19 protein-coding genes are annotated in these 24,545 nt (G+C 68.7%); 9 read left to right on the forward strand and 10 right to left on the reverse strand.

The genetic code is table 11. The annotated features are described in order from the left end of the window. Positions 1 to 8: 8 nt before the first annotated feature. Positions 9 to 677 carry a hypothetical protein gene (locus RT456_RS03205; protein WP_313342389.1) on the reverse strand — a complete coding sequence of 223 codons (669 nt, stop codon included), beginning with the start codon at positions 675 to 677 and terminating at the stop codon, positions 9 to 11. 266 nt (positions 678 to 943) lie between these two features. Between RT456_RS03205 and RT456_RS03210 the strand changes: the two genes are divergently transcribed. From RT456_RS03210 to RT456_RS03220, 3 genes are all read left to right on the forward strand, one after another. Continuing rightward, positions 944 to 3,424 (forward strand): DEAD/DEAH box helicase, encoded by a 2,481-nt coding sequence (locus RT456_RS03210; protein WP_313342392.1) that lies wholly within the window; start codon positions 944 to 946, stop codon positions 3,422 to 3,424. Then, complete coding sequence (locus RT456_RS03215) at positions 3,421 to 4,539, forward strand: ribonuclease H-like domain-containing protein (RefSeq protein WP_313342395.1); 1,119 nt, start codon at positions 3,421 to 3,423, stop codon at positions 4,537 to 4,539. Before RT456_RS03210 ends, RT456_RS03215 begins: the two co-directional genes overlap by 4 nt. 70 nt (positions 4,540 to 4,609) lie before the next feature. Beyond that, complete coding sequence (locus RT456_RS03220) at positions 4,610 to 4,936, forward strand: I78 family peptidase inhibitor (RefSeq protein ID WP_313342398.1); 327 nt, start codon at positions 4,610 to 4,612, stop codon at positions 4,934 to 4,936. Between the two features lie 99 nt (positions 4,937 to 5,035). Here RT456_RS03220 and RT456_RS03225 read toward each other — a convergent pair whose 3' ends face one another. The 3 genes from RT456_RS03225 to RT456_RS03235 form a co-directional block, all read right to left on the reverse strand. Next, positions 5,036 to 6,835, reverse strand: coding sequence for a M56 family metallopeptidase (locus RT456_RS03225; RefSeq protein WP_313342400.1), 1,800 nt, complete (start codon positions 6,833 to 6,835; stop codon positions 5,036 to 5,038). Positions 6,836 to 6,838: 3 nt separating this feature from the next. Beyond that, on the reverse strand, positions 6,839 to 7,225 hold the full coding sequence (locus RT456_RS03230) for a BlaI/MecI/CopY family transcriptional regulator (protein ID WP_313342403.1): 387 nt from the start codon (positions 7,223 to 7,225) through the stop codon (positions 6,839 to 6,841). Between the two features lie 260 nt (positions 7,226 to 7,485). Further along, entirely contained in the window at positions 7,486 to 8,589 is a 1,104-nt protein-coding gene (locus RT456_RS03235; RefSeq protein WP_313342406.1) for an SDR family oxidoreductase, read from the reverse strand. A gap of 176 nt (positions 8,590 to 8,765) precedes the next feature. Here RT456_RS03235 and RT456_RS03240 point away from each other — a divergent pair, with 176 nt between their 5' ends. Next, complete coding sequence (locus RT456_RS03240) at positions 8,766 to 9,107, forward strand: hypothetical protein (protein ID WP_313342409.1); 342 nt, start codon at positions 8,766 to 8,768, stop codon at positions 9,105 to 9,107. Positions 9,108 to 9,122: 15 nt separating this feature from the next. Here the strand turns inward: RT456_RS03240 and RT456_RS03245 are convergent, their stop codons facing one another. Further along, positions 9,123 to 10,184, reverse strand: a complete 1,062-nt coding sequence (locus RT456_RS03245) for a DNA topoisomerase IB (RefSeq protein ID WP_313342412.1) — start codon at positions 10,182 to 10,184, stop codon at positions 9,123 to 9,125. A 186-nt stretch (positions 10,185 to 10,370) separates the two neighbouring features. Here RT456_RS03245 and RT456_RS03250 point away from each other — a divergent pair, with 186 nt between their 5' ends. The 3 genes from RT456_RS03250 to RT456_RS03260 all read left to right on the forward strand — a co-directional run bounded on the left by RT456_RS03250 (position 10,371) and on the right by RT456_RS03260 (position 16,818). Next, positions 10,371 to 10,733 (forward strand): I78 family peptidase inhibitor, encoded by a 363-nt coding sequence (locus RT456_RS03250; protein WP_313342471.1) that lies wholly within the window; start codon positions 10,371 to 10,373, stop codon positions 10,731 to 10,733. A gap of 165 nt (positions 10,734 to 10,898) precedes the next feature. Continuing rightward, positions 10,899 to 15,353 (forward strand): glutamate synthase large subunit, encoded by a 4,455-nt coding sequence (gltB, locus tag RT456_RS03255; protein WP_313342414.1) that lies wholly within the window; start codon positions 10,899 to 10,901, stop codon positions 15,351 to 15,353. Between the two features lie 19 nt (positions 15,354 to 15,372). After that, positions 15,373 to 16,818 (forward strand): FAD-dependent oxidoreductase, encoded by a 1,446-nt coding sequence (locus tag RT456_RS03260; RefSeq protein ID WP_313342416.1) that lies wholly within the window; start codon positions 15,373 to 15,375, stop codon positions 16,816 to 16,818. A 277-nt stretch (positions 16,819 to 17,095) separates the two neighbouring features. On the opposite strand, the gene RT456_RS03265 is transcribed toward RT456_RS03260, so the two are convergent. After that, the gene (locus RT456_RS03265; protein WP_313342419.1) at positions 17,096 to 17,410 is read right to left on the reverse strand and encodes a hypothetical protein; all 315 of its coding nucleotides are present in this window, start codon (positions 17,408 to 17,410) and stop codon (positions 17,096 to 17,098) included. Positions 17,411 to 17,541: 131 nt separating this feature from the next. Here RT456_RS03265 and RT456_RS03270 point away from each other — a divergent pair, with 131 nt between their 5' ends. Beyond that, positions 17,542 to 18,420, forward strand: a complete 879-nt coding sequence (locus tag RT456_RS03270) for a methylglyoxal synthase (protein ID WP_313342421.1) — start codon at positions 17,542 to 17,544, stop codon at positions 18,418 to 18,420. A 169-nt stretch (positions 18,421 to 18,589) separates the two neighbouring features. Here the strand turns inward: RT456_RS03270 and RT456_RS03275 are convergent, their stop codons facing one another. The 3 genes from RT456_RS03275 to ttcA form a co-directional block, all read right to left on the reverse strand. Further along, entirely contained in the window at positions 18,590 to 19,366 is a 777-nt protein-coding gene (locus RT456_RS03275) for a SprT family zinc-dependent metalloprotease (protein WP_313342424.1), read from the reverse strand. Between the two features lie 129 nt (positions 19,367 to 19,495). After that, entirely contained in the window at positions 19,496 to 20,401 is a 906-nt protein-coding gene (locus tag RT456_RS03280) for a recombination-associated protein RdgC (RefSeq protein WP_313342427.1), read from the reverse strand. A gap of 50 nt (positions 20,402 to 20,451) precedes the next feature. Continuing rightward, positions 20,452 to 21,351 carry a tRNA 2-thiocytidine(32) synthetase TtcA gene (gene ttcA, locus RT456_RS03285; protein ID WP_313342430.1) on the reverse strand — a complete coding sequence of 300 codons (900 nt, stop codon included), beginning with the start codon at positions 21,349 to 21,351 and terminating at the stop codon, positions 20,452 to 20,454. Between the two features lie 96 nt (positions 21,352 to 21,447). On the opposite strand from ttcA, the gene RT456_RS03290 reads away from it, so the two are divergent. After that, positions 21,448 to 21,651 carry a YdcH family protein gene (locus RT456_RS03290; protein ID WP_313342433.1) on the forward strand — a complete coding sequence of 68 codons (204 nt, stop codon included), beginning with the start codon at positions 21,448 to 21,450 and terminating at the stop codon, positions 21,649 to 21,651. Between the two features lie 151 nt (positions 21,652 to 21,802). Here RT456_RS03290 and plsB read toward each other — a convergent pair whose 3' ends face one another. After that, complete coding sequence (gene plsB / locus RT456_RS03295) at positions 21,803 to 24,502, reverse strand: glycerol-3-phosphate 1-O-acyltransferase PlsB (protein WP_313342436.1); 2,700 nt, start codon at positions 24,500 to 24,502, stop codon at positions 21,803 to 21,805. Positions 24,503 to 24,545: the final 43 nt, after the last annotated feature.

The following is a 24,545-nucleotide window of genomic DNA, read 5'->3' on the forward strand; positions in this document are numbered from 1 at the left end:
CGACCACGCTATTTCTTCAACCGATACACCCCGTTGAAACGCACATTCATGCCGCCGCATTCGGCGTTGTCGGCCACCAGCAACGTGTCACCGAGCCACTGTGCGCGCACTTCGCAGGTGTCTTCGCGGAACACGACGGTGGCACCGGTGGGGGCGGCGCTCGCCGCTACCTGGCCCAGGTTCGGGCCGCCCGGGCGCTGTTCCAGCGTCGGGTTCGCCGAAGGCCAGTAGGCGTCGCCCTCGACCTGCAGCGTGTTGCCCTGCACGCGGATGACCAGGCTGTCATCCCCGTTGCGCCAGTGCCCGGCCCAGTCCTTCAGCGCAGGGGTCTGCGCAGGCAGGGTCTGCAGCCGGGTCTTGTCTACCCAGCCGGCACTGCCGCCGACCTTGTTGGGAAAGAACACGCAGCGGTAGCCGCCCAGGTCGCGACCGCTGATGACGGTGTCGCCGGTCACAACATAGGTGCCGTGGCGGCACGCCGGCTCGCCTTTTGCCGGGCAACCGTTCATGTCATCGAGCAGGTACAGGCGCTGCGCCCCGATCACCTTGGCCTGCGCGAAATTACTCTGCTCCGACGGGAACGCCCCGTTGCGGCAGCTGCCGCCATCGGCCATGTCGCTGGCGAGTGCGGGCAGGGGAAGCAGCAGGGTGAGCAGGCACAGTGAGCGCAGAGGCATGGCGTCAGGATCGAAGAGGCGGTGGTCAGAATAGCGGCTCAGTCCCCCGCCGGCGCTGCGCAGCCCTGTTGCGGATCACAGAAATCCTTGCGCGTAGTGCCACGTGTCGTCCTGTCGGCAGCGTCCTGCGCGCAGGATACGGAGGCGACCTTCAGATTTCGTTGGCGAGTGGCCGGCACTGAATCATTCACCCACCCAGCCGTCGGTGTCTCAATCACTGAGACCGGTTTGTGCTTCCATGGCGTCCTTTGCAGACCGTTGTCACCATGGCCTACGAACTCGCCAAGCGCACCGAAGACGCCGAGCGCCGCCTGTCCACCACCGATGGCCTGCCCTCGCGCAATGGCGCACTGCTGACCGCACGGCTGCAGCAGCGCTACGCGGACCGCATCACCGGCAGCTTCACCATGCCTGGCCGGGAAGGGCGCTACGCGCCGATTCCCGCCGACGTGCCGGCCGCACTCACCGCCGCCCTCAACGCGCGTGGCATCGAGCAGCTGTACAGCCACCAGGCCGAGGCCTGGGATGCCAGCCAGCGCGGTGAGCACGTCGCCATCGTCACCCCGACCGCCAGCGGCAAGTCGCTGTGCTACACCCTGCCCGTGGTCAGCGCCGCCATGCAGGGCAAGGCCAAGGCGCTGTACCTGTTCCCGACCAAGGCGTTGGCCCAGGACCAGGTCGCCGAACTGCTGGAGCTCAACCGCGCCGGCGACCTGGGGGTCAAGGCGTTCACCTTCGACGGCGACACCCCCGGCGATGCCCGCCAGGCGATCCGCCTGCACGGCGACATCGTGGTCTCCAACCCCGACATGCTGCACCAGGCCATCCTGCCGCATCACACCAAGTGGGCGCAGTTCTTCGAGAACCTGCGCTATGTGGTGATCGACGAGGTACACACCTATCGCGGCGTGTTCGGCAGCCATGTCACCAACGTGCTGCGCCGGCTCAAGCGCATCTGCGCCTTCTACGGCGTGGAGCCGCAGTTCATCCTGTGCTCGGCCACCATCGGCAACCCGCAGGCGCATGCCGAGGCGCTGATCGAAGCGCCGGTCAGCGCCATCACCGAGTCCGGTGCGCCCAGCGGACCCAAGCATGTGCTGCTGTGGAACCCGCCGGTGGTCAACGCCGACCTGGGCCTGCGTGCCTCGGCGCGTTCGCAGAGCAACCGGATCGCGCGCATCGCGATCAAGTCCGGTCTGAAGACGCTGATCTTCGCCCAGAGCCGGTTGATGGTCGAAGTGCTGACCAAGTACCTCAAGGACATCTTCGACCACGACCCGCGCAAGCCCCCGCGCATCCGCGCCTATCGCGGCGGCTACCTGCCCACCGAACGCCGCGAGACCGAGCGCGCCATGCGCGCCGGCAACATCGATGGCATCGTCAGCACCTCGGCGCTGGAGCTGGGCGTGGATATCGGCAGCCTGGACGTGGTGGTGCTCAACGGCTACCCCGGCAGCGTGGCCGCCACCTGGCAGCGCTTCGGCCGCGCCGGCCGCCGCCAGCAGCCCGCGCTGGGTGTGCTGGTGGCCAGCTCGCAGCCGCTGGACCAGTACGTGGTGCGGCACCCGGATTTCTTCGCCGATGCCTCGCCCGAGCACGCGCGCATCGCCCCGGACCAGCCGCTGATCCTGTTCGACCATATCCGCTGCGCCGCCTTCGAGCTGCCGTTCCTGGCCGGCGACCCGTTCGGGCCGATCGACCCGCTGGTGTTCCTGGAGGCGCTGGCCGAAACCGAGGTGGTGCACCGCGAGGGCGACCGCTGGGAATGGATCGCCGACAGCTATCCGGCCAATGCGGTGAGCCTGCGTTCGGTGGCCGACGGCAACTTCGTCGTGGTTGACCGCAGCGATGGCAAGCAGCAGATCATCGCCGAGGTGGACTATTCCGCCGCCGCGCTCACGCTGTACGAAGGGGCCATCCACATGGTCCAGTCCACGCCCTACCAGGTGGAGCGGCTGGATTGGGAAGGCCGCAAGGCCTACGTCACCCGCACCCACGTGGACTACTACACCGACAGCATCGACTTCACCAAGCTCAAGGTGCTGGACCGCTTCGACGGCTGCATCGCCGGCCAGGGCGATTCGCACCATGGCGAAGTGCACGTGGTGCGGCGCGTGGCCGGCTACAAGAAGATCCGCTATTACACCCACGAAAACATCGGCTACGGGCCGGTCAACCTGCCCGACCAGGAACTGCACACCACCGCGGTGTGGTGGCAGTTGCCGCAGTCGCTGCTGCTGACCGCGTTCGACAGCAAGCAGGAGGCGCTGGACGGCTTCCTGGGCGCTGCTTACGCGCTGCACGTCGTGGCCACCGTGGCGGTGATGGCCGATGCGCGCGACCTGCAGAAGGCGGTCGGCAACGGCGACGGCGCGTGGTTCGCGGTGGCCGACCAGAGCGGCCGCGGCCAGCTGCGCGGCGCCGAATTCGACGCCAGCGCGATCGAACTGCAGCAGCAGTTCGTGCCCACCGTGTACCTGTACGACAACTTCCCCGGCGGCGTGGGCCTGAGCGAGCCGCTGTGGCTGCGCCAGGCCGAGTTGCTGCAGCGCGCGCAGGAACTGGTGCAGCGCTGCGACTGCAAGGCCGGTTGCCCGGCCTGCGTGGGCCCGGTGCTGGCCGGCCAGGAAGAGGACGCCACCACGCCCAAGGCGCTGGCGCTCAAGGTGCTGGCGCTGTTCGATGCGCATGCGTTGCCCGAGGCCACCGCGCGCGCGCAGCAGGATGCCGACGTGGTGCCGTTTTGAGCCTGAGCCTGAACAAGCTGCGCCTGCTGCGGCGACAGGCCGGTGATGCCACGCCGGCGCCTGCCCGTGATCCGGCAACGCAGACAACGACCGGTGCTTCTACCGGGAGCGCCGTTGCGGCAGATGCGGAACGTCGCAACGGACCGCCCGGCGCCGCCCTCCCCACCGCCGCCAACGACGCACGGGCACGTGCACCGGCACCGGCGTCGGTGTTCGCGTGGGTCGAGCAGGAGATCCGCCACAAGCCGACCGGTGGGGCGGCGGGGGTTTCTGCACCGCCCGCGACGGCGCCCGCCCTGCGCAGGCCCGACGTCGGTGGCCTGCATCGTCTGCTCGGTCTGCGCGATCGTGGCGCGGGCCAGGCGGCGCGGCCGCGCGCGAACGCGCAGGACAGGCACGTGCCCGGCGAGGAGATCGCGCCCGGGCTGTTCCTGATCGAATCGTTCCTGGCGCAGGCCATTCCGACCCAGCCGCTGTCGCTGGCCTTCGCCAAGCGCGACGGCGAGGCCGTGCTGCCGCAGGACCTGTTGTTCTTCGATACCGAGACCACCGGCCTGGCCGGCGGCACCGGCACCCGCGCCTTCATGATCGGCGCGGCCGACTGGCACCGCGACGCCGCGCGCGGCGACGGCCTGCGCATCCGCCAGCTGCTGATGACCACCATGGCGGCCGAGACCGCGATGTTGTCCGAGTTCGCCCGCTGGCTGCAGCCGTCCACGGTGTTTTCCAGCTACAACGGCCGCTGCTACGACGCGCCGCTGTTGAAGACCCGCTACCGGCTGGCGCGCCAGCGCTGCCCGATGACCCCGCTGGACCATGTGGACCTGCTGTTCCCCACCCGCCGCCGTTACCGCGGCACGTGGGAGAACTGCCGTCTCGCCACCATCGAACGGCAGCTGCTGCAGATCGTGCGTGAGGATGACCTGCCCGGCTCGGAAGCGCCGGCGGCGTGGCTGAACTACCTTCGCGGTGGCAGCGCACTGAACCTGCGCCGGGTGGCCGAGCACAACCATCAGGACGTGGTGACCCTGTCGCTGCTGATGCTGCGGCTGGTGGCTGAAGAACGCCGCGAGCGCGAAACACTGGCGCTGGAGTGCGGCCCCATCCCGGGCTGAGTGGCGTTGACACCCTGTGCAGCCGGGGCGGTGCAAGCTGGCCGCACTTACCCGCCCACGGAGACCGGCCATGCGTATGCCCCTGCTGTTGCTTGCTTGTGCCCTGCCGCTTACCGCGTGCAGCACCCCGCCCAAGAGCAGCACCGATCCGGCCGTGGTCGACCCGGTGCCGCACGTCGCTGATGGAGGCACCATGACGTGCAATCCCGAGGTTCTCGAGCAGTTCAATGGACAAAAAGCGACCGAAGCGCTGGTGAAGAAGGCGGTGGCCGCCAGCGGTGCGAGGAACGCGCGCGTGGTGAAGCCGGGCATGGCCGTCACCATGGACTTCCGCGAAGACCGATTGACGATCAACGTGGACGCAGACAACAAGATCGTACGCATCGGCTGCAACTGATCCGCGCCACGTAGAGCCACGCCCTGCGCGGTTGCGCTTCGTTCGGCCTCCCGCCAGCCACGCAGGGCGTGGCTCTACGCGGGCGGGGCGGCCCCTGTGCTACCTCAGCCGTTGCGCGGTGCCGTCCGCCATCGCCTTGTCGATGGCGGTGCGGACATCGCGCGCGATCTGGGCCGTGGCCACGCTCTGCCGTTGCGCGAGGGCCGACTGCTGGCGGGCCAGCTCGGCCTGCTGGCGGGCGATCTCGGCGATGCGGCGGTGATCGATGGCGGCTTCGGCATCGGCCGCTGCCCGTCGCGCGGCGCGCTCTGCCACGGCTGCATCGCCCACGCCCCTGCGCGCGGCATTGTTGGCCATGGCCGCCGCGTCCATCGTCTCCATCGCGTCACGCGTGGCCTGCTCGGACAGCGCGGCGATGCGCTCACCCAGTTCGCCCTGCTGGTCGCCCAGCGCGCCCTGCTGGTTGCCGATGCTGGCCACCTGGCGCTGTGCCGTGGTCAGCGATGCGAGCAGGACCGGATCACGGATCACATAGCGCTCGTTGCCACGCCTTACCCACAACACGCGGTCGCGGCCCTGCACATCGCGCTTTGCCTGCTTGAGGTCGGCCAGTGAGGCATTGACGAAGTTGTCGCCGTCCCCCATCAGCACGTAGGCCTGCGCAGGCTGATGGCCCAGATCCAGGCGACCGTGGGTGACCATGCTGGTGGCCTCGTCGGGATGCGTGGGCGCCGCCGGCGCAGCGGGTGCTGCCGGCGGGGCCGGCGACCGGAGCGCTGGAACCGTCGGCGGTGCCGGTACGGACACCGGTGCGGCGACAGCGGCCGGTGCCCGCGGCGCGTCGGGGGCGGCCGGAACGGCGGGGGCGGCCGGGGGTGCCGGCGGCGGCGGCGGAACGGCGGCCACCAGACGCATTGGTGCCACCCCGATCACGACGAACAGCGCGGTGATCGCCAGCGACGCCACGCGCGGGAAGCTGCCGGTCTGCTGCAGGGTCACCAGGCGACGCTTGAGACTGCGGAAGTTCGGCGACGCACTGGCCACGCCAACGGCCGGGCGCGGCGCAACGCCGAGCTGGACCAGCAGGCGCCCGTAGTCGTGCCGGCAATGCCCATGGCCGGCCACCACCGCGCTGTCGCAGGCCTCTTCGCGGGCCAGCGCATATTCGCGTGCGGCCAGGTGCAGCAGCGGATGGAAGAACATCACGTGCTGCGCCAATGCGGGCAGCAGGCCCCACCACAGGTCACGCCGCTGCAGGTGCACCAGCTCATGGGTCAGCGCCATGTCCAGGTCATCGGCGGCCATCGCCGGAAGCTCGCGCGCTGGCAGCAGCAGCACCGGGTTCCAGGGCCCGATCAACTGCGGCGAACGGATCTGCGACGAGGTCTTCAACTGCGGTGCGCAGGCGAGCCCGTGCGCCTCGGCGGCCAACTGCAGCGCCTGCTGCAGGCCTGCGTCGGTGCAGGGAGCGGCGTTGCGAACCAGCGCGCGGCTCTGACGGTAGGCGCGCAGGCTGTGCAGCCCGACCAGCAGCACACCTGATGCCCAGAGGGCGAGCAGGGCCAGCGGCCAGGACAACATCGGTTCCATCACCGGCGCTGCGTGGGTGGCCAACCCCGTTGCCATCGGGGTGAGCGCAGTGCCGTCGTGTACCCAGGGCTGCGCGACCAGGCTCGCCGTGTCGATGCCCGCGGCGGGCAGCACGGACAGTTCCAACGGGCTGCTCCAGGCCAGCCCCAGCACCGCCTGCAGCGCCACCAGCCACCACAGCCGGCAACGCGTGGCGGCCGGCAGGCGCGGCAGCAGGCGGCACACGCCCCACACCAAGGCCACCAGCACCGCGCTCTGCACGCTGGTCCAGGCCAGCCGGGTCAGCAGTTCCATCATCAGGGTGTCCATGGCTCAGCTCTCCCGCTTGCGTGATTGCAGCTGTGCGACCAGCGCTTCCAGTTCGGCCAGTTCGGTGTCGCTGACCTCGGCCTTGTGCGACATGAAGGCCACGAAGGGCGAGACCGAGCCCTGCAGCGTTTTCTCCACGAAGCTCGCTACTGCGCCCTGCACCACGCTCTCCTGCTCGCCGGTGGCCGAGTAGCGGTACACGCCCTCGACCTGCGCGCGCTGCAGGTAGGCCTTGCCGCGCAGGCGTTCCATCATGGTGAGCACCGTCGAACGCGCCAACCCGCGCGCCTCGCCAAAGTTGGCCGCCACTTCACCGACGCTGGCGCCGTCCTGTTCCGCTATGTACTGCAGCAGGGCCAGTTCCTGGTCCCCGATGGTCTTGCCGCGCATGGCACACTCCGTTGACTACACGTGTCGTCACCATGCCCGTGACTACAGATGTCGTCAAGTGCCGGACGACGCATCCCGACGAACGGTCGAACGCGGTCACGACCCACGGACGGCCGCCGGCGAGTAGTGCCGGCCGCTGGCCGGCTCCTCGCAATAAAGGGCCGGGTCGCGGGCGGTGCCGTCGTTCGCCGGGAGCCGGCCAGCGGCCGGCACTACCACAATGCATCCGGGGCGTCAGCGCGCATGCGTTGACGCGTCCACTACCCGCGCGGCCCGCCCATCACCGGCAGGATCACCCCACTGATGTAGCTGGCCGTGATCGGCGAGGCCAGGAACACATAGGCCGGCGACAGCTCTTCCGGCTGCGCCGGGCGCCCCATGTCGCTGTCCTTGCCGAACTCGGCCACGTCCGGCGCCTGCTTGTCGGCCGGGTTGAGCGGCGTCCAGACCGGGCCCGGCGCCACCGCGTTGACGCGGATACCACGCGGCAGCAGCTGGCTGGCCAGCGCCTTGGTGAAGGCGTGGATGGCGCCCTTGGTGGCGGAGTAGTCAATCAGTGCCTTGCTGCCGAACAGCCCGGTTTCCGAGCCGGTGTTGATGATGCAGTCGCCTTCTTCCAGGTGCGGCAGCACCGCGCGCGCCATCTGGATGTAGCCGCCGATGTTGGTCTGCAGCGTCTCCTGCAGGTGCGCGTCTTCCAGGTCTTCCAGGCGCTCGCAATGCAGCTGGAACGCGGCGTTGTTGACCAGAATGTCGATGCCACCGAAGGCCTTGGCCACCTGCTTGACCGCCTTGTTGCAGAATTTCGGATCGCGCACATCGCCGGCGATCACCACGCAGCGGGTGCCTTCGGCTTCCACGTGCTGGCGGGTGACGTCCGCATCCTTGGCTTCATCCAGGTGCAGCACCGCCACGTCGGCGCCCTCGCGTGCGAACAGCACGGCGACGGCACGGCCGATCCCCGAATCGGCGCCGGTGATGATGGCGCGCTTGCCCTGCAGCTTGCCGCTTCCCACATAGTCCGGCGCAAGGAAACGCGGCGCCAACGTGAGTTCGTGTTCGTTGCCGGGCTTGGCGATGTGCTGGGCCGGCATGGTTTCCGGCTGCGTGCGGCTGCCCGCCTGGGTGGCCTTTTTCGTCGCCTTCTTCGCGGCCTTCTTCTTCGCGGCAACGCGCGCGTCCTTGGCCTTCTCCTGGTCCTGCAGGCGGCGTTGGCGGGCGGCCACGCGCGCAGCGCGCGGATCGGTGGCGGCGGCCTTGCGGGTGGCAGTCTTCACTACCGGGGCGCGGGCACGCGGTGCCTTCGGTTCGGCGGGCGTCTCGGCGGACGGGGTGCGTTTACGGGTCTTCTTGGCCGTGGCCATGGTCAACTCCTTCGTTGCGTCTGCCTCGGTGCGAATGAAAGGGCGAGGCAAGGGCAGTGTGGCCGCTGCGTCTTTCGCACGCGGTGAATGCCATGTCGCCATGCCGTGTACGGCTTCATCCGCCGCATACGCCCCCAGCGGCATCGTGGGCACCAGAATCCTGCTGGAGTGACCCCATGTTTCGTCCCTTGCTCGCGCTTGCCGCACTGACTGCCCTCACCGCCTGCAGCAGCACGCCGATGGCGCAGGTGCAGCCCATCGACGGCGTCATCTCCGGCCAGTGCCACGTGGACAAGGTGATCGGCGCGGTCGGCCTGGCCGCATCGGCCGCCACCGTTGAACGCGCCCGCGTGGACAGCGACAGCCTGCAGGTGGTGGTACTGCGCGGCCAGCGCACCGAAAGCGGCCCCACCGCCAGCGGCGCCGCCAATCCGAGCCCGGGTGCGGAGAGCGGTGGCGAGCGCCTGACCATCGAGACCGGCCGTACCAACAACATCACTGCGATCTACTGCGGCTGACGGCCAGGCCGCGCCTCAGCGCGCGGCCTTCGCGCGCGGTACCCGCCGGGCACTGCGCAGGAACTTCAGGGTGGCCTGCTCCCATTGCCGGTCGCCGCGCAGTCCGGCAAGGCGGGTCAATGCGCCGGCCCGCCAGCCGTCGAAGACGCTGGGATCGATGTAGGCCTTGCGGCACACCGAGGGCGTATTGCCCAGCAGCGTGGCCACCTCGCACACCACCGCCTTCTGCAACGCGGCCAGTGCGCGCTCGCTCGGAGCCTCGGGAAGTTCGGTGGCCGCCAGCTGGCGCAACGCCGCCACGGTGCCGCCCCAGGTACGGAAATCCTTGGCGCTGAAGTCGGTGCCCATCGCATCGCGCAGGTACGCGTTGACCTGCCCGGAATCGACTGGCTGCACCTTGCCGTCGTCATCGCGGTACTGGAACAGCGCCTGTCCCGGCAACTGCTGGCAGCGCCGGATCAGGTCCACCAGGCGTTGGTCGTCAATCTCCACCTCATGCTCCTGCCCGGATTTGCCACGGAAATGCATGCGCGCACGGCCTCCCCTGACCAGCTCCAGGTGCCGGTTGCGCAGGGTGGTGAGCCCATAGCTCCGGTTGTCGCGCGCGTATTCGGGGTTGCCCACCCGCACCAGCGTCTCCGCCAGCAGCGCCACGACGATGGCCAGCACTTTGTCCTGCGGGAACCCGGGCAGCTTGAGGTCGCGCCCCAGGCGCCGGCGCAGCGCGGGCAGCGCCTTGCCGAAGGCGATCACCCGATCGAACTTGCCATCGCCGCGTACCCGCGACCAGTCCGGGTGGTAGCGGTACTGCTTGCGCCCACGGGCATCGCGCCCGGTCGCCTGCAGATGGCCATTGGCCGAGGCGCAGATCCACACGTCCTTGTAGGCCGGCGGAATGGCCAGCGCCCGGATCCGGGCCAGGGTCGCCGCCTCGCGGACCACGTGGCCGTCGGCATCGCGATAGCTGAAGCCCTTGCCGGCGCGGCGCCGGGCGATGCCCGGTTGCGCGTCGGTGACGTAACGCAGGCCGGCCTCGCGGGCGGCAACGGCTTCAGGGGTGGCAATGCGTGCGGGCATGGGCGGGCAGGAGGGCAACGGGCCTGCAGTGTGGTGGCTGGCGCTGCGGTGCCGCGTCAATAACGCAACACAAACACCTCACGCCCCGCTTGGCGATATCCTCCCTGCTTTCCTGCCTGGAACTCCGGAGTCTCGATGTCGTCCTTGTCGTCCCGCCGCATGCGGCGTTCGTTTGGCCCCACGGTCATGGCCTTCGCCCTGGTCCCCACCCTGTTGCTGCTGGGCGCCTGCAAGGCCCCGCCGATGGACGAGCAGGAAGCCGTGGGCACGCACGCGCAGAAGGCCGCCGAAGAAGCCGCCGCCCCTGCCGATACCACCGGCAAGGCCACGGAAGCGCCACCGGTCGGCAACTGCGACGCCACCCAGGTGCAGAGCCTGATCGGCCAGGCCTACACCGACAATATCGGCGCGCAGGCCCAGCAGGACGCCAGTGCCCGCGACCTGCGCGTGCTCAAGCCCGATGACGTGACCACCATGGAATTCGTCGGCGAGCGCCTGAACATCGAGCTGGACGAAAAGAGCGTCATCACCGGCCTGCGCTGCGGCTGAATTGGGGGCACCGGGAGCGGTTTTTTGAGGGGTTTGGTTGCGCCTGCAACCGTGTATTGCGGCGTTGCAGCAACTATGCTCTAGTCGAAGCATCCGGTGCCTCCAGATGCGCTCAACGGATTGAGCGGGGACGAGTGTCGCCGCTCACCCGACTTTGAGGCAGAGATGGCCCCCCGCAACCGCCAAGGGCTTTACGACCCGCAAGACGAACGCGATGCCTGTGGTTTCGGCATGGTGGCGCAACTCGATGACCAGCCGTCACGGCTGCTGGTCGATACCGCCATTGCCGCGCTGTCGCGCATGACCCACCGTGGCGGCGTTGCCGCCGATGGCGTCACCGGTGACGGCTGCGGCCTGTTGCTGCGCAGCCCCGATGCGTTCCTGCATGCGCTGGCCGCCGAGGCCGACATCACCCTGGGCGCGCATTTTGCCGCCGGCGTGGTGTTCCTCCCGCATGATGCCGACGCCGCGCAGGCCTGCCGTGCCACCCTCGAGCAGCAGCTGCGTGATGCAGGCTGCCGACCGCTCGGTTGGCGCGTGGTGCCCACCGACCCCAGCGTGTGCGGCCAGCTCGCGCGCGACACGCTGCCGCACATCGAACAGGTGTTCGTCGACGCCGGCCCCGGCCAGGACGAGCCCGCCTTCACCCTGGCGCTGTTCCTGGCGCGCCGTCGCAGCGAACAGCAGCTGCGCGCGCATGCCGACTACTACGTCACCACGCTCAGCCCGAATGCGATCAGCTACAAGGGCATGGTGCTGCCGGACAAGCTGAGCCGCTTCTACCCGGACCTGCAGCGCAACGACCTGGCCTCCAGCGCGATCGTCTTCCACCAGCGCTTCTCCACCAACACGCTGCCGCGCTGGCCGCTGGCGCATCCGTTCCGGATGCTCGCCCACAACGGCGAGATCAACACCATCGAGGGTAACCGGCGCTGGGCGCAGGCGCGCAGCAAGGTGTGGAAGACCCCGCGGTTCGACATCGGCGAATTCGACCCGGTGATCTCCATGCACGGCTCGGACTCGCAGAGCCTGGACAACATGCTGGAGCTGATGGTCAGTGCCGGCATGGAGCTGATCCAGGCATTGCGCATCCTGGTGCCGCCGGCGACCCAGTCGCTGGAGTTCAAGGACGCCGACCTCGCCGCGTTCTACGAGTTCTACGGGCTCAACAGCGAGCCGTGGGACGGCCCGGCCGGCATCGTCGCCTGCGACGGGCGCTATGCGGCCTGTACCCTGGACCGCAACGGCCTGCGCCCGGCGCGCTGGATGCTCACCTCCGACCGCCACTTCCTGGTGGCCTCCGAGGCCGGTGTGTGGGAAGTGCCCGCCGAGCGCGTGGTCCGCAAGGGCAAGCTGGGGCCGGGCGAGATGATGGCCATCGACCTCAAGCGCGGCGACCTGCTGGACTCGGACGCCATCGACCGCATCAACCGCGGCCGTGCCCCGTACAAGCAGTGGCTGCAGCAGGGTGTGACCTACCTGCAGACCGAACTGATCGACCCCTCGCTGGTCGAAGAACCCTTCGACGAGCGCACCCTGCGCAGCTACCACAAGCTGTTCCAGCTCAGCACCGAGGAAGTGGAGCAGATCCTGCGCCCACTGGCCGAGACCGAGCAGGAAGCCACCGGCTCGATGGGCGACGACACCCCGATGGCGGTGCTGAGCCAGCACAGCCGCCCGCTGTACGACTACTTCCGCCAGGCCTTTGCGCAGGTCACCAACCCGCCGATCGACCCGCTGCGGGAAGACTGCGTGATGTCGTTGTCCACCCAGCTCGGCAAGGAGACCAACATCTTCCATGCCGGCGCGGAGACGGTGAACCACGTCATCCTCAATTCGCCGGTGCTCAGCCAGCGCAAGCTGCGCCAGCTGATCAAGATGGAGCAGTACGTCGACCGCAACCGCCTCATCGACCTCTCCTACAGCCTGGACGAAGGGCTGAAGGCCGGTATCGAGCGGATCTGTGCCGAGGCAGAGGCGGCCGCGCGCGAAGGCATCGTCATGCTGCTGCTCAGCGACCGCTACCCGGTGGCCGACCGCCCGATGGTGCACGCGTTGCTGGCCACCAGTGCCGTGCACCACCACCTGTCCAATGCCGGGCTGCGCTGCGACGTCAACCTGATCCTGGAAACCGGCACCGCACGCGACCCGCACCACATGGCGTGCCTGCTCGGTTTCGGCGCCACTGCGGTCTACCCGTACCTGGCCTACCAGACCCTGTTCGACCTGGGCCGGCGCGGCATCCTGCAGCTGAAGAAGGGCGGCGAGCAGTCGCAGATCGGCCGCAGCTACCGCAAGGGCATCTACAAGGGCCTGTCCAAGATCATCTCCAAGATGGGCATCTGTACCGTGGCCAGCTACCGCGGCGCGCAGCTGTTCGAGATCGTCGGCCTGGACGACGAGGTGGTGGACCTGTGCTTCCCGGAAACGCCCTCGCGCGTGGCCGGCGTGGGCTTCGCACGGCTCGACGACGAGGCGCGCGAACTCACCGTGCGCGCCTGGAACGACCTGCTGCGCCCGGAGGTCGGCGGCGTGCTCAAGTACGTGCACGGTGGCGAATACCACATGTACAACCCCGACGTGGTCATGACCCTGCAGCGCGCCGCGCGCAGCGGTGATGCCGCCGATTGGCAGCGCTACTGCGAGGCGGTGCACGGCCGCCCGGTGTCGGCGCTGCGCGACCTGCTGCAGCTCAAGGCCGCGCCCACGCCCACCCCGATGGAGGAGGTGGCGCCGGCCGAAGACCTGTTCCGCCGCTTCGATACCGCGGCGATCAGCCTGGGCGCGCTGTCGCCCGAAGCGCATGAAGCGCTGGCCATCGCCATGAACACTCTGGGCGGGCGCAGCAATTCCGGTGAGGGCGGCGAAGACCCGGTGCGTTACGGCACCAACAAGCGCAGCAAGATCAAGCAGGTGGCCTCGGGCCGCTTCGGCGTCACCGCCGAATACCTAGTCAATGCCGAGGTGCTGCAGATCAAGGTCGCCCAGGGCGCCAAGCCCGGCGAAGGCGGCCAGCTGCCCGGCCACAAGGTAAACGAACTGATCGCGCGGCTGCGTTATGCCAAGCCGGGCATCGGCCTGATCTCGCCGCCGCCGCACCACGACATCTACTCGATCGAAGACCTGGCCCAGCTCATCTACGACCTCAAGCAGGTCAACCCGGATGCGCTGGTGTCGGTGAAGCTGGTCTCGCATGCGGGCGTGGGCACCATCGCGGCCGGCGTGGTCAAGGCCGGTGCCGACCTGATCACCGTGTCCGGCCATGACGGCGGCACCGGTGCCAGCCCGGTCAGCTCGATCCGCTATGCGGGCGTGCCGTGGGAACTGGGCGTGGCCGAGTCGCACCAGGCGCTGGTGGCCAACGACCTGCGCGGGCGCACCCTGCTGCAGACCGACGGTGGCCTGAAGACCGGCCTGGACGTGATCAAGGCGGCGCTGCTGGGTGCGGACAGCTTCGGCTTCGGCACCGCGCCGATGATCGTGCTGGGCTGCAAGTACCTGCGCATCTGCCACCTCAACAACTGCGCCACCGGCGTGGCCACCCAGGACGAGCGCCTGCGTGCGCAGTACTTCACCGGCCTGCCCGAGCGCGTGGAGAACTTCTTCCGGCTGCTGGCCGAGGAAGTGCGGGGCTGGCTGTCCTATCTGGGCGTGCGTTCGCTGGACGAGATCGTCGGCCGCACCGACCTGCTGCAGCAGCTGGACGTGTCGCCGCGCCCCGGCGTCAAGGTCGATCTGTCGCGCCTGCTCAACCCGGCCGAGTACGGCGGCAGCCACTGCGCCGCGCAGCGCCTGTACGAATCGCCGGACAGCCTGGCCACGCAGATGGATGGCCTGCTGGCCCCGGCCATCGCCGGCAAGCTCGGCGGCGAACACCGGTTCCTGATCCACAACACCGACCGCTCGATCGGTACCCGCCTGTCCGGCGCGATCGCCCGCGTGCACGGCAACCAGGGCATGAGCGATGCACCGCTCACCCTGCGCTTCCGTGGCACCGCCGGGCAGAGTTTCGGTGCGTTCAATGTCGGCGGCCTGCAGCTGGAGGTCGAAGGCGAAGCCAACGATTACGTCGGCAAGGGCATGGCCGGTGGCCGGCTGGTGGTGCGCCCGCCGCGTGGCGCACGCTTCGAGGCGCGCAACACCGCCATCATCGGCAACACCTGCCTGTACGGCGCCACCGGCGGTGAGCTGTTCGCCGCGGGCCGCGCCGGCGAGCGCTTCGGCGTGCGCAACTCCGGCGCGCTGGCGGTCATCGAAGGCGCCGGCGACCACTGCTGCGAATACATGACCGACGGCATCGTGCTGGTGCTGGGCAAGGTGGGACTCAACTTCGGCGCCGGCTTCACCGGCGGCCTGGCCTACGTGCTGGATATCGACCGCGACTTCGTCGACCGTTACAACCACGAGCTGATCGACATCCACCGCATCTCCGCCGAAGGATTCGAGAACCATCGCCAGCACCTGCACACGCTGATCAGCCGCCACCGCGAGCTCACCGGCAGCATCTGGGCGCAGCAGATCCTCGACGAGTTCCGCGACTACGTCGGCAAGTTCTGGCTGGTCAAACCCAAGGCCGCCAGCATCGAATCGCTCACCGAATCGCTGCGCCGCGCCGCTTGACCTTTTTTGGAATCCACCCATGAGCCGCAAGCAAGCTTTCCAGTTCCTCGACCTGCCCCGGACCATGCCGCAACGCATTCCGGTGGAGCTGCGCACGTCCGGCGATTGGGGCGAGCTCTACGGCAAGTTCGGCAAGGAAGACGCCCAGTACCAGGCCGGGCGCTGCCTGGATTGCGGCAACCCCTACTGCAGCTGGAAGTGCCCGGTGCACAACGCCATTCCGCAGTGGCTGCAGCTGGTGCAGGAAAACCGCATCCATGAAGCGGCCACGCTGTGCCATTCGACCAATCCTCTGCCCGAAGTGTGCGGCCGCGTGTGTCCGCAGGACCGCCTGTGCGAAGGCAGCTGCACGCTGGAGGAGTTCGGCGCGGTCACCATCGGCGCGGTGGAGAAGTACATCGTCGATACCGCGCTGGCCACCGGCTGGCGGCCGGACATGGCCGCGGTGGAAAGCACGGGCAAGCGCGTGGCGGTGATCGGCGCAGGCCCGGCCGGCCTGGCCTGCGCCGACCGGCTCGCCCACGCGGGCGTGCAGGCCGTGGTGTACGACCGTTACGAACAGATCGGTGGGCTGCTGCAGTTCGGCATTCCCAGCTTCAAGCTGGACAAGTCGGTGATCAGCCGCCGCCGCAACGTGCTGGAGGGCATGGGCGTGCAGTTCCGGCTGGGCGTGGAGATCGGCCGCGACGTCGAGATGGACGCGTTGCTGGCCGAGTACGACGCGGTGTTCGTGGGCACCGGTGCCTATCGCTATACCGACGGTGGCCTGCCCGGCCAGGACCTGAAGAACGTGCTGCCGGCGCTGCCGTTCCTGGTGCAGAACAGCCGCATCGTCAGCGGCAGCGACGCGCACGGTCGGCCCATCGCCGGCTGGGAAGACACCCTTGCCCTTCCCGACCTGGACGGCAAGCGCGTGGTGGTGCTGGGCGGCGGCGACACGGGCATGGATTGCGTGCGCAGCGCCGTGCGGCTGGGTGCCGCCCGCGTGACCTGCGCCTACCGTCGCGACGAGGCCAGCATGCCGGGCTCGGCACGCGAGGTGGCCAATGCGCGCGAAGAAGGCGTGCGCTTCCTGTTCAACCGCCAGCCGCTATCGATCGAGGCCGGCGCCGATGACGAGGCGATCGGCGTGACCGTGGTCGAGACCCACCTGGGCGCGCCGGATGCGCAGGGCCGCCGCAACGCCGTGCCGATCGAGGGCAGCGAATCGCTGCTGGAAGCGGACGTGGTGATCATCGCGTTCGGGTTCTCGCCGAGTGTGCCTGCCTGGCTCACCGCGCAGGGCGTGGAGGCGGGCAACAACGGCCGCATCGTTGCGGGCGGCAGTGGCCGCCTGCCCTTCCAGACCGCCCACCCGAAGCTGTTCGCCGGCGGCGACGCGGTGCGCGGTGCCGACCTGGTGGTCACCGCCGTGGCCGAGGGCCGTGACGCCGCCGCAAGCATCGTGCAGGCCATTACCGCGTAATGCCGGCCGCTGGCCGGCTGTGCACCGTAGTGCCGGCCGCTGGCCGGCTCCTCAAGATGCAGGGTTCCCCGTAGTGCCGGCCGCTGGCCGGCTCCTCAAGATGCAGGGTTCCCCCGTAGTGCCGGCCGCTGGCCGGCTCCTCAAGATGCAAGGTTCCCCCGTAGTGCCGGCCGCTGGCCGGCTCCTCAAGATGCAGGGTTCCCCCTGCAATGCCGGCCGCTGGCCGGCTCCTCAAGATGCAAGGTTCCCCCTGCAATGCCGGCCGCTGGCCGGCTCCTCACGATGCAAGGTTCCCCTGGAGCCGGCCAGCGGCCGGCACTACGGCGGCGGCGCGTACGCCGGCCTGTTCGATCTCCAACGCCAGCAGCAGCTGGATCTCGTCCAGCTGGCCGCGGATGCGGGCATTGCTGGCTTCGTCGGCATGGTCCCGATCAATGTGCGCATCGAGCATGCGCGCCAGGCCCACCAGCAGCACGTCGGCATCGCCGGCGGTGGCATGGCGCAGCAGCCTTCCCAGCGCGCGGATGCGGGCGCTGCGGTCGCGGGCCAGGGTCTGTACCGACGGATCGTTGCGGGAAGTGGAGAGGCGCATGGGGGTCTGTCCTGATTGAACGGGTGACAGCCGTCAATGTCGGTTATGGCCCTGTCTGCGGCTATGCAACTTTTACGAATTCGTGTGAAGGGCTGGTAATGTCGTTATCGCCCCTTTTCCGGATGACCTCCATGCGCATCGGCCTGGCCGCCAATCGGCTGCACCACCATGACAAGCACGCTGCGCTTTTCCGCTGGCTGCGGGCCAGCGATACCGGGCTGCGCGAGCTGGGCGTGGAACTGCATGCGGTCGGCCGCACCTACGATGCCATCCAGCGGCTGGGCTTCCTGCCCGATTTCGCTCCCCTGCGCAGATATCCGAACGGGCGCGAGGGCGGTCTGATGAAGCTGGTGGCCGAGGTGGTGGGCATGGGCACGCCCGAGCGCACCCTGGATGGCGCCATCTACCTGATGGATCCGGTGGACCCCTCCTCCGTGTTTCCGGAGGCGACGGCGCTCAAGCGCCAGTGCGTGATCCACGGCAAACCCTTCATTTCCACGGTGGCCACCGCGCGCGACTGGGTGGAGGTGGAGCGCGTGCAGGTCGGTCTGGCCGCCGATCCCGGTGCGGATGACCTGCATGCCTTTGAGCAGCACACGCTTGCGCTGATCGCACACGATGCGATGAAGCCGGCCATGCTGGCCTTCGCCGATGAACACTTCGCGCTGCTGTCGCGCTTCCGCAGCCGGGTCGGCACCGGCACCACCGGCCAGCGTCTCAACGAGCTGGCCTGGAGCCGTGGCTGGGCCAAGGACCAGGAATGGGTCACCCGCTACCAGAGCGGCCCGATGGGCGGCGATGCGCAGATTGCCGACCAGGTGCTGGAAGGCCGCTGCCAGCGCGCGATCTTCTTCGAGGACCCGCACGTGGCGCGCCAGCACGAAGCCGACATCCAGCTGCTGGAACGCGCGGTCACCACCGTCACTGATCAGGCCGTGTGCATCACCGCACCCCGCGTGGCCGCGCGCTGGGCGCAGGCGGCCACGCTGCGCGCGCAGGCAACGCGCTAGGAGCGCAGCCACGCAACAGAATCCTCTCCCGTGTCGGCGGAAGTTCCTCGGCGCGTGGCGACGCGTTCATCGGAATGGCGCCCAGCGGTCACGCGGCGCGGCGTGGCTCTACCAGCGCAATCGTCCTGTGCACGTAACCGTAGTGCCACGCCCTGCGTGGCAAGCGCGATCACAACAACTGCCGCAACATCGCCTTCAAGCGGCGGCCTTCCAGCTGGAAATAATCCCGCTCCGCACGCCACGCCGGGAAGCGCTGCTCCACTTCCTCCCAGAACGCAGGGGAATGATTGGCCTGGATCAGGTGGCAGAGCTCGTGCACCAGCACGTACTCGAACGCCGACGGTCGCCCCAGCACCAGCGCCAAGTCCAGCGCCATGCTGCCATCCGGCGCCAGCGAGCCCCATTGCGAGGACATCACCTTCAGCCGCAACCGCGCCGGTGCGCGCGGCAGGCCGGGCAGGTAGCGCGGCAGCCACTGGCCGACGTCGGCCCGGGTCTGTGCTTCGTAGAACTCCCGCAGGGTCCGCCGCAGGGTCGCATCGGTGCCGCGCGTGGGCCAATGCATGCACGCGCCATCGGCATCCAGTTCCAGGTGCGCATAGCGCCCGGTTTCCCAGCGCAGTGGCAGTAGCGCACCGCGCAACGGCAACTGCCCGGGCTCGCCGATCACCAGCGGCGGCGGCAGGTTCTGCGCCTGGTAGTTGCGCAGCTGCGTGGACAGCCAGTCGCGGTGCAGCTCCAGGAAACGTTCGCCCATCACCAGGCTCGCGCGCGGCGGCAGCGTCAGGCGCACGCCACGCTCGTCCACGCTGAGCTTGATCCGGCGCGCCCGCGGATCGCGCACGCGCAGTACATCGATCTCGGCATCCTCCAGGCGCAGGCGCACGGTATCGCGCTGCACGGTAGGGGGAGCCGGCGAGATCAGGCGGCGGAGGAATCCGGACATGGGTACAGCATAGCGCCGACGGCGGCCCGCACATGACTGCGCGCCGTTCAGCCGGACGCGCAGCGCGGGGTGCCGGCCCGGGGCACAGGGCGCCGGGCCCGCGGGACAACGCCCCGTTCTACAGGTGCGTCAGTCGGCCTTGCTGAGCTTGAAGGCGTCTTCCAGCAGCAGGAACAGGCGCCGCACTTCACCGCTCTGCAGGGCGAAACGTGCGTCCAGTTCGGCGCGGCGGCCATCCTCGTCGGCATGCTCGAGCTGGTCCAGCGCGCCGTCCAGGAACTTCAGCTTGCGCACGATCAGGTCGTCGCCCAGCACGAAGGACAGGTTGTCCTCGAACACCAGCGCCAGCTTGGTCACCTGCTTGCCGGCGTCCAGGTGCTTGTCGATCTCGTCGCAGCGCAGTTCCTGGTGCTGGCACTTGACCACCGCGCCGCCCTCGGCCGGGTCCTTCATCTCGCACTCTTCGCCCAGGCTGAGCCCGGTCGGGAGGGGCTCGCCGGCAATCCAGCCGGTCAGGATCGAGCGCGGCGCCACTTCGGCGTTCAGCGGCATGGCCGGGAAGCTGCCGAGCAGGCCACGGATGTCGGACATCATGTTCTCGCCCTTCTTGCTGCTCGAGCAGTCCACCGCCACGTAGCCGTGGGTCAGGTCGATCAGCGCGTCGGTACGCGAGCTCTTCACGAAGGCGCGCGGCATCAGCTCATGCAGCAGGTCGTCCTTCATGCGCTTGCGCTCGCGGCCGCCTGGCTTGCGCCCTTCCTTCTCTTCGATCTCTTCCAGCTTGCGCGCCAACAGGTCGTTGACCACCGCACCCGGCAGGATCTTGTCCTCGCCGCCCACGGTCAGCCACAGTGCGTCGCCGATACGGTGCGAGAACACGGCCTTTTCTTCGCGGCCGAACGGGGAAATGAAACCGCGCGAATTCATCTCGAGCGGGCCTACCGGCTTGAGCAGCACCTGCGGCAGCAGGGTGTCGACTTCGGAGAAGTCCGTGGCGGTCGGGAAGCGGAACAGCGTCAGGTTGCGAAAGAACATGGAATTCCGGAATAAGGTCGTGAAAGGGACAGCGAGGGCGACGGCGTGGCTCAGGCCAGGCCGGCATCCCCGCCGGAATCGGATGACCCGTCGGCCCAGGCCGTCGGGGGGCGGGGCGGAGCCGCAGTACGGCCCAGCGCCAGGAAGTCGAACAGCGCCGGGTCGGCCAGCTGCGACGGGTGGATGTTGCCCAGCGCGCGCGCGATCTGGTCGATGCGGCCGGGGTGCTGCTGTTCCCACTGCTGCAGCATCTGCGTCACCTGGCGGCGCTGCAGGTTGTCCTGGCTGCCGCACAGCGTGCACGGAATGATCGGAAACCCACGCACCTGCGCGTGCGCCTGGATGTCGGCTTCGCTGACATACGCCAGGGGGCGTATCACCACGTGGCGGCCATCGTCGCTGCGCAGCTTGGGTGGCATCGCCGACAGCTTGGCATGGTGGAACAGGTTGAGGAAAAACGTGGCCACGCTGTCATCGCGGTGGTGGCCCAGCGCGATCTTGGTGAAGCCGTTCTCGGCCGCATGCCGGTACAGCGCACCACGACGCAGCCGCGAGCACAGCGAACACATCGTGCGCCCTTCCGGGATCACCCGGCTGACCACCGAGTAGGTGTCCTGCTCGATGATCTGGTACGGCACGCCGATCGCGGCCAGGTAGTCAGGCAGCACGTGCGCGGGAAACCCCGGCTGCTTCTGGTCCAGGTTCACCGCCACCAGTTCGAACGCCACCGGGGCCTTCTTCTGCAGCTGCAGCAGGATGTCCAGCAGGGTGTAGCTGTCCTTGCCGCCGGACAGGCAGACCATGACCCGGTCGCCCTCTTCGATCATGCCGAAATCGGCGATCGCCTGGCCCACCTGGCGGCGCAGCCGGCGTGCCAGTTTGTCGTGCACGGCGGCGTCCGCGCGGGGTGCGCGGTGGACGGGATCGGGCAGCGGCAGGACGGCGGACATCCGTCCATTCTACCGGCTCGCACCGGCCCCCACCGGCACCACGAAGTGACTGGGTTCACTCCCGGGCGTCATCGCGGATGTGTATGCTTCGTCTCTGTGGATACCTTCACGCCCGAGCAGATCAGCAGCCGCCTCGCCGTCCTTCGGCGGGAGCATCGTGAGCTGGACGAGGCCATCCAGCGCATGGCCGCCAACGGTGAAGACGAGCTGGAAGCCAAGCGCCTGAAGCGGCGCAAGCTGCAGCTCAAGGACTGCATCGCCAAGCTGGAAGACATGTTGATCCCGGACGAGCCGGCTTGACCGGACGACCTTGAGTTCCCATGGACACGCATGGCGTGTCGCTACGGTGCGCCGCCCGGGAGACGCCACGAAGGTGGAAGCAAGCAACCCGTAGCGACACGCCATGCGTGTCCGAGGGGAGTGCGGCGACCACGAATGATCGCCGCTGCGGTCAATCCGCGGCGACCGGCTCTTCCGGTTTTGCCGCTTCCGGGCTGACCCGCTCGATGGTGTGGCGCAGCTCGCGACCCAGGATGAACTTGGCGTCCTTGGCCCACGCATCCAGGCGTTCGTCGAACAGCAGCTTGCTGTTCTCGTCGGGCCACACCAGGCGCAGCTCGCGCAGCTTCTGGATGAAACCCCGGAACAGCGTGCGGTCGAAGAACTCCGGCGCAGCCGGTGCGTAGAGCAGGCTCAGGCGCTGTGCGGCCTGCTGGCACAGGCTTTCCAGCTCGGCCGCGCCAAGCGTGCCCGGGCCATTCTTCACCAGCACCGAAATGGCGATGTAGTAGCGCTCGAACGCCTGCTGCAGCGAATGGCCGATCGCACGCAGGCGGAACACTTCGTCGGTCTGTCCGGTGTTGCGCGCCAGGATGCCGCCGTCGTCGTCGTTGACGTTCTGCAGCAGGCCTTCGCGCACGAACACGTTGATGGTCTGCTCGATGCGCTGGGCGAACTCGTCCTCGGTCCACGGCAGGAACAGCTCGGCCTGCAGGAACGGGTACACGGTGCGGCCCAGCTGGACCAGGCCGGTACGGCTCATGCGGCGGTTGTTCTGGAAGCAGCACGCCACCCACGACGAGGCGGTGAACAGGTGGATGACGTTGTTGCGGAAATAGCTGAGCAGCACCGCGGTATCGCCGCTGACACTGAGCACATCGCCCAGCGGGTGCTTGATGCGGGTGAGGACGTTGATTTCCTCGGCGTGGGCGATGATCCGTTCCGGCGAATGCGGCGTGACCGTAACCCGGTCCGAATACGGCATCTCGACCAGCAGGGTCTTGCACAGCTCGATCTGCGCGATCAGGTCCGCTTCGCCCATGGCGTGCTTGGGCGTGGACAGCAGCGCCAGCGCCAGCAGGTTGATCGGATTGACGTCGGCCGCGCCATTGATGTGGACCTGGATGCGTTCGGCCAGGTGGTCGACCGTACCCGACAGCCAGGACGGCTTCTCGTCCTCGCCGACCGGCGCGCCATCCCACTCCGGCGCCTGGCGGGCCAGCACGTCGTTGAGCGCGATCGGCTCGCCGAAGTTCACCACCACCTGGCCGTAATTCTGCTTGAGCACCTTCGGGATCGACCACAGCAGCGACCAGATCGATTCCTTTTCCTTGGGCCGGCCGCTCAGCTCGTCCAGGTAGCTGCCGCCTTCCATCAGCTTCTCGTAGCCGATGTAGACCGGCTGGAACAGCACCGGCTTGCGGGGCTGGCGCAGGAACGCGCGCAGCGTCATCGAGATCATGCCGCCCTTGGGCTGCAGCAGACGCCCCGTACGCGAGCGGCCGCCTTCGACGAAGTACTCGATCGAGTAGCCGCCGGCGACCAGCTGCGCCACGTATTCGCTCAGCACCGCCGAATACAGCGCGTTGCCGCGGATGGACCGGCGGATGAAGAACGCGCCGCCCTTGCGCAGCAGCGTGCCGACCACCGGCAGGTTCAGGTTGATGCCGGCCACGATGTGCGGCGGCACGATGCCGCGGTCGTACAGCAGGTAGGACAGCAGCAGGTAATCCATGTGGCTGCGGTGGCTGGGCACGTAGACCACTTCATGGCCCGGCGCGGCGGCCTTGAACTTGTCCAGGTGGTGCACGAGCACGCCGGCGTAGATGCGGTTCCACACGTGGCTGAGCATGAAGCTGGCCGAACGCACGACCGGGCTGGAATAGTCCGCGGCGATTTCCCAGGCGTAGGCGTGCGCCTTCTTCCAGGCATCGGCCGGCTTCGAGTTGTCGCGCTTGGCCTGCGAGGCGATGGCCTCGCGCACGGTGTCCGCCTCCAGCACCTTGTCCACCAGCAGGCGGCGGGTGGACAGGTCGGGACCGATCACCGACTCGCGGATCCGGCGGAAATGGGTGCGCAGCACGCGCTGCAGCTTGCGCACGGTGCGCTCGGGGTCCAGCCCCTCGTTGATCGTGCTGCGCAGCGAGATCGGTGGGGCGAAGCGCACGATGGTGCTGCGGCCATTGAGCAGCACCGCCAGCAGGCGCCGGAAGCGGCCCACCAGCGCCCAGTTTTCCGAGAACAGCACGGCGAACCAGCCGCTCTGCTTGTCCGGCGCGCGGCCGACGAAGATCGACACCGGTACCAGGTGCACGTCCAGCTCATCGCGCGCGCGGTGGGCCTGCAGCACCTTGGCCAGCGAATCGGAATGGGTCTTGGCGCCGCGCTGCTCGGGAATCAGCGAGTTGCTGCTGCTCCGGCGCGACAGCGCCACGTAGGCGCGCTTGCGGCCGGTCGGGTCACCGGCGATGGGCACCAGCGGCGAGGGCAGGCCGGCCTCGCGGCAGGCCTTGTCCAGGATCAGCGCGTTGGACAGACCGTAGTCCTCCAGCACATAGACCACGGGGCGGCCATCGTTGTACTGCCCGGGGTGTTCGGGTTCGATCTTCAGCGACAGCCACGGCTCGACCAGGCGGCCCAGCAGGCGCGCCCACCACGGGCGGCGGCCGGCGGGGACACGCGCGGCGGCGGCCGCCGGGACCGGCACGATCGCGGCCGGGTCGGTCGGCGCCGGCGCGGCGGACGCGGGCGCGGCGCCCATCGCGGAGCTGGCGTCGGGCGCGCTGTCGGGCGACGCGGACGGTGCGTCCGGCGTCTTGGGCGGCTCTTCGCCGGGGAAAGGCAGGGGATTCTGGTTCGGCATCGGCTTCATTATGGCTTAGCCGGTGCGGAAGCACCGTCCTTGAGGGCTGCCG

This window comes from Stenotrophomonas sp. (assembly GCF_032099025.1).
Classification (GTDB): Bacteria; Pseudomonadota; Gammaproteobacteria; order Xanthomonadales; family Xanthomonadaceae; genus Stenotrophomonas.

Bases quoted from the DNA above. Each gene is read 5' to 3' on its own strand.
- RT456_RS03205 (WP_313342389.1), bottom strand. From the start codon at position 677: ATGCCTCTGCGCTCACTGTGCCTGCTCACCCTGCTGCTTCCCCTGCCC.
- RT456_RS03210 (WP_313342392.1), top strand. From the start codon at position 944: ATGGCCTACGAACTCGCCAAGCGCACCGAAGACGCCGAGCGCCGCCTG.
- RT456_RS03220 (WP_313342398.1), top strand. From the start codon at position 4,610: ATGCGTATGCCCCTGCTGTTGCTTGCTTGTGCCCTGCCGCTTACCGCG.
- RT456_RS03225 (WP_313342400.1), bottom strand. From the start codon at position 6,835: ATGGACACCCTGATGATGGAACTGCTGACCCGGCTGGCCTGGACCAGC.
- RT456_RS03230 (WP_313342403.1), bottom strand. From the start codon at position 7,225: ATGCGCGGCAAGACCATCGGGGACCAGGAACTGGCCCTGCTGCAGTAC.
- RT456_RS03235 (WP_313342406.1), bottom strand. From the start codon at position 8,589: ATGGCCACGGCCAAGAAGACCCGTAAACGCACCCCGTCCGCCGAGACG.
- RT456_RS03240 (WP_313342409.1), top strand. From the start codon at position 8,766: ATGTTTCGTCCCTTGCTCGCGCTTGCCGCACTGACTGCCCTCACCGCC.
- RT456_RS03245 (WP_313342412.1), bottom strand. From the start codon at position 10,184: ATGCCCGCACGCATTGCCACCCCTGAAGCCGTTGCCGCCCGCGAGGCC.
- RT456_RS03250 (WP_313342471.1), top strand. From the start codon at position 10,371: ATGGCCTTCGCCCTGGTCCCCACCCTGTTGCTGCTGGGCGCCTGCAAG.
- gltB (WP_313342414.1), top strand. From the start codon at position 10,899: ATGGCCCCCCGCAACCGCCAAGGGCTTTACGACCCGCAAGACGAACGC.
- RT456_RS03260 (WP_313342416.1), top strand. From the start codon at position 15,373: ATGAGCCGCAAGCAAGCTTTCCAGTTCCTCGACCTGCCCCGGACCATG.
- RT456_RS03265 (WP_313342419.1), bottom strand. From the start codon at position 17,410: ATGCGCCTCTCCACTTCCCGCAACGATCCGTCGGTACAGACCCTGGCC.
- RT456_RS03270 (WP_313342421.1), top strand. From the start codon at position 17,542: ATGCGCATCGGCCTGGCCGCCAATCGGCTGCACCACCATGACAAGCAC.
- RT456_RS03275 (WP_313342424.1), bottom strand. From the start codon at position 19,366: ATGTCCGGATTCCTCCGCCGCCTGATCTCGCCGGCTCCCCCTACCGTG.
- RT456_RS03280 (WP_313342427.1), bottom strand. From the start codon at position 20,401: ATGTTCTTTCGCAACCTGACGCTGTTCCGCTTCCCGACCGCCACGGAC.
- ttcA (WP_313342430.1), bottom strand. From the start codon at position 21,351: ATGTCCGCCGTCCTGCCGCTGCCCGATCCCGTCCACCGCGCACCCCGC.
- plsB (WP_313342436.1), bottom strand. From the start codon at position 24,502: ATGAAGCCGATGCCGAACCAGAATCCCCTGCCTTTCCCCGGCGAAGAG.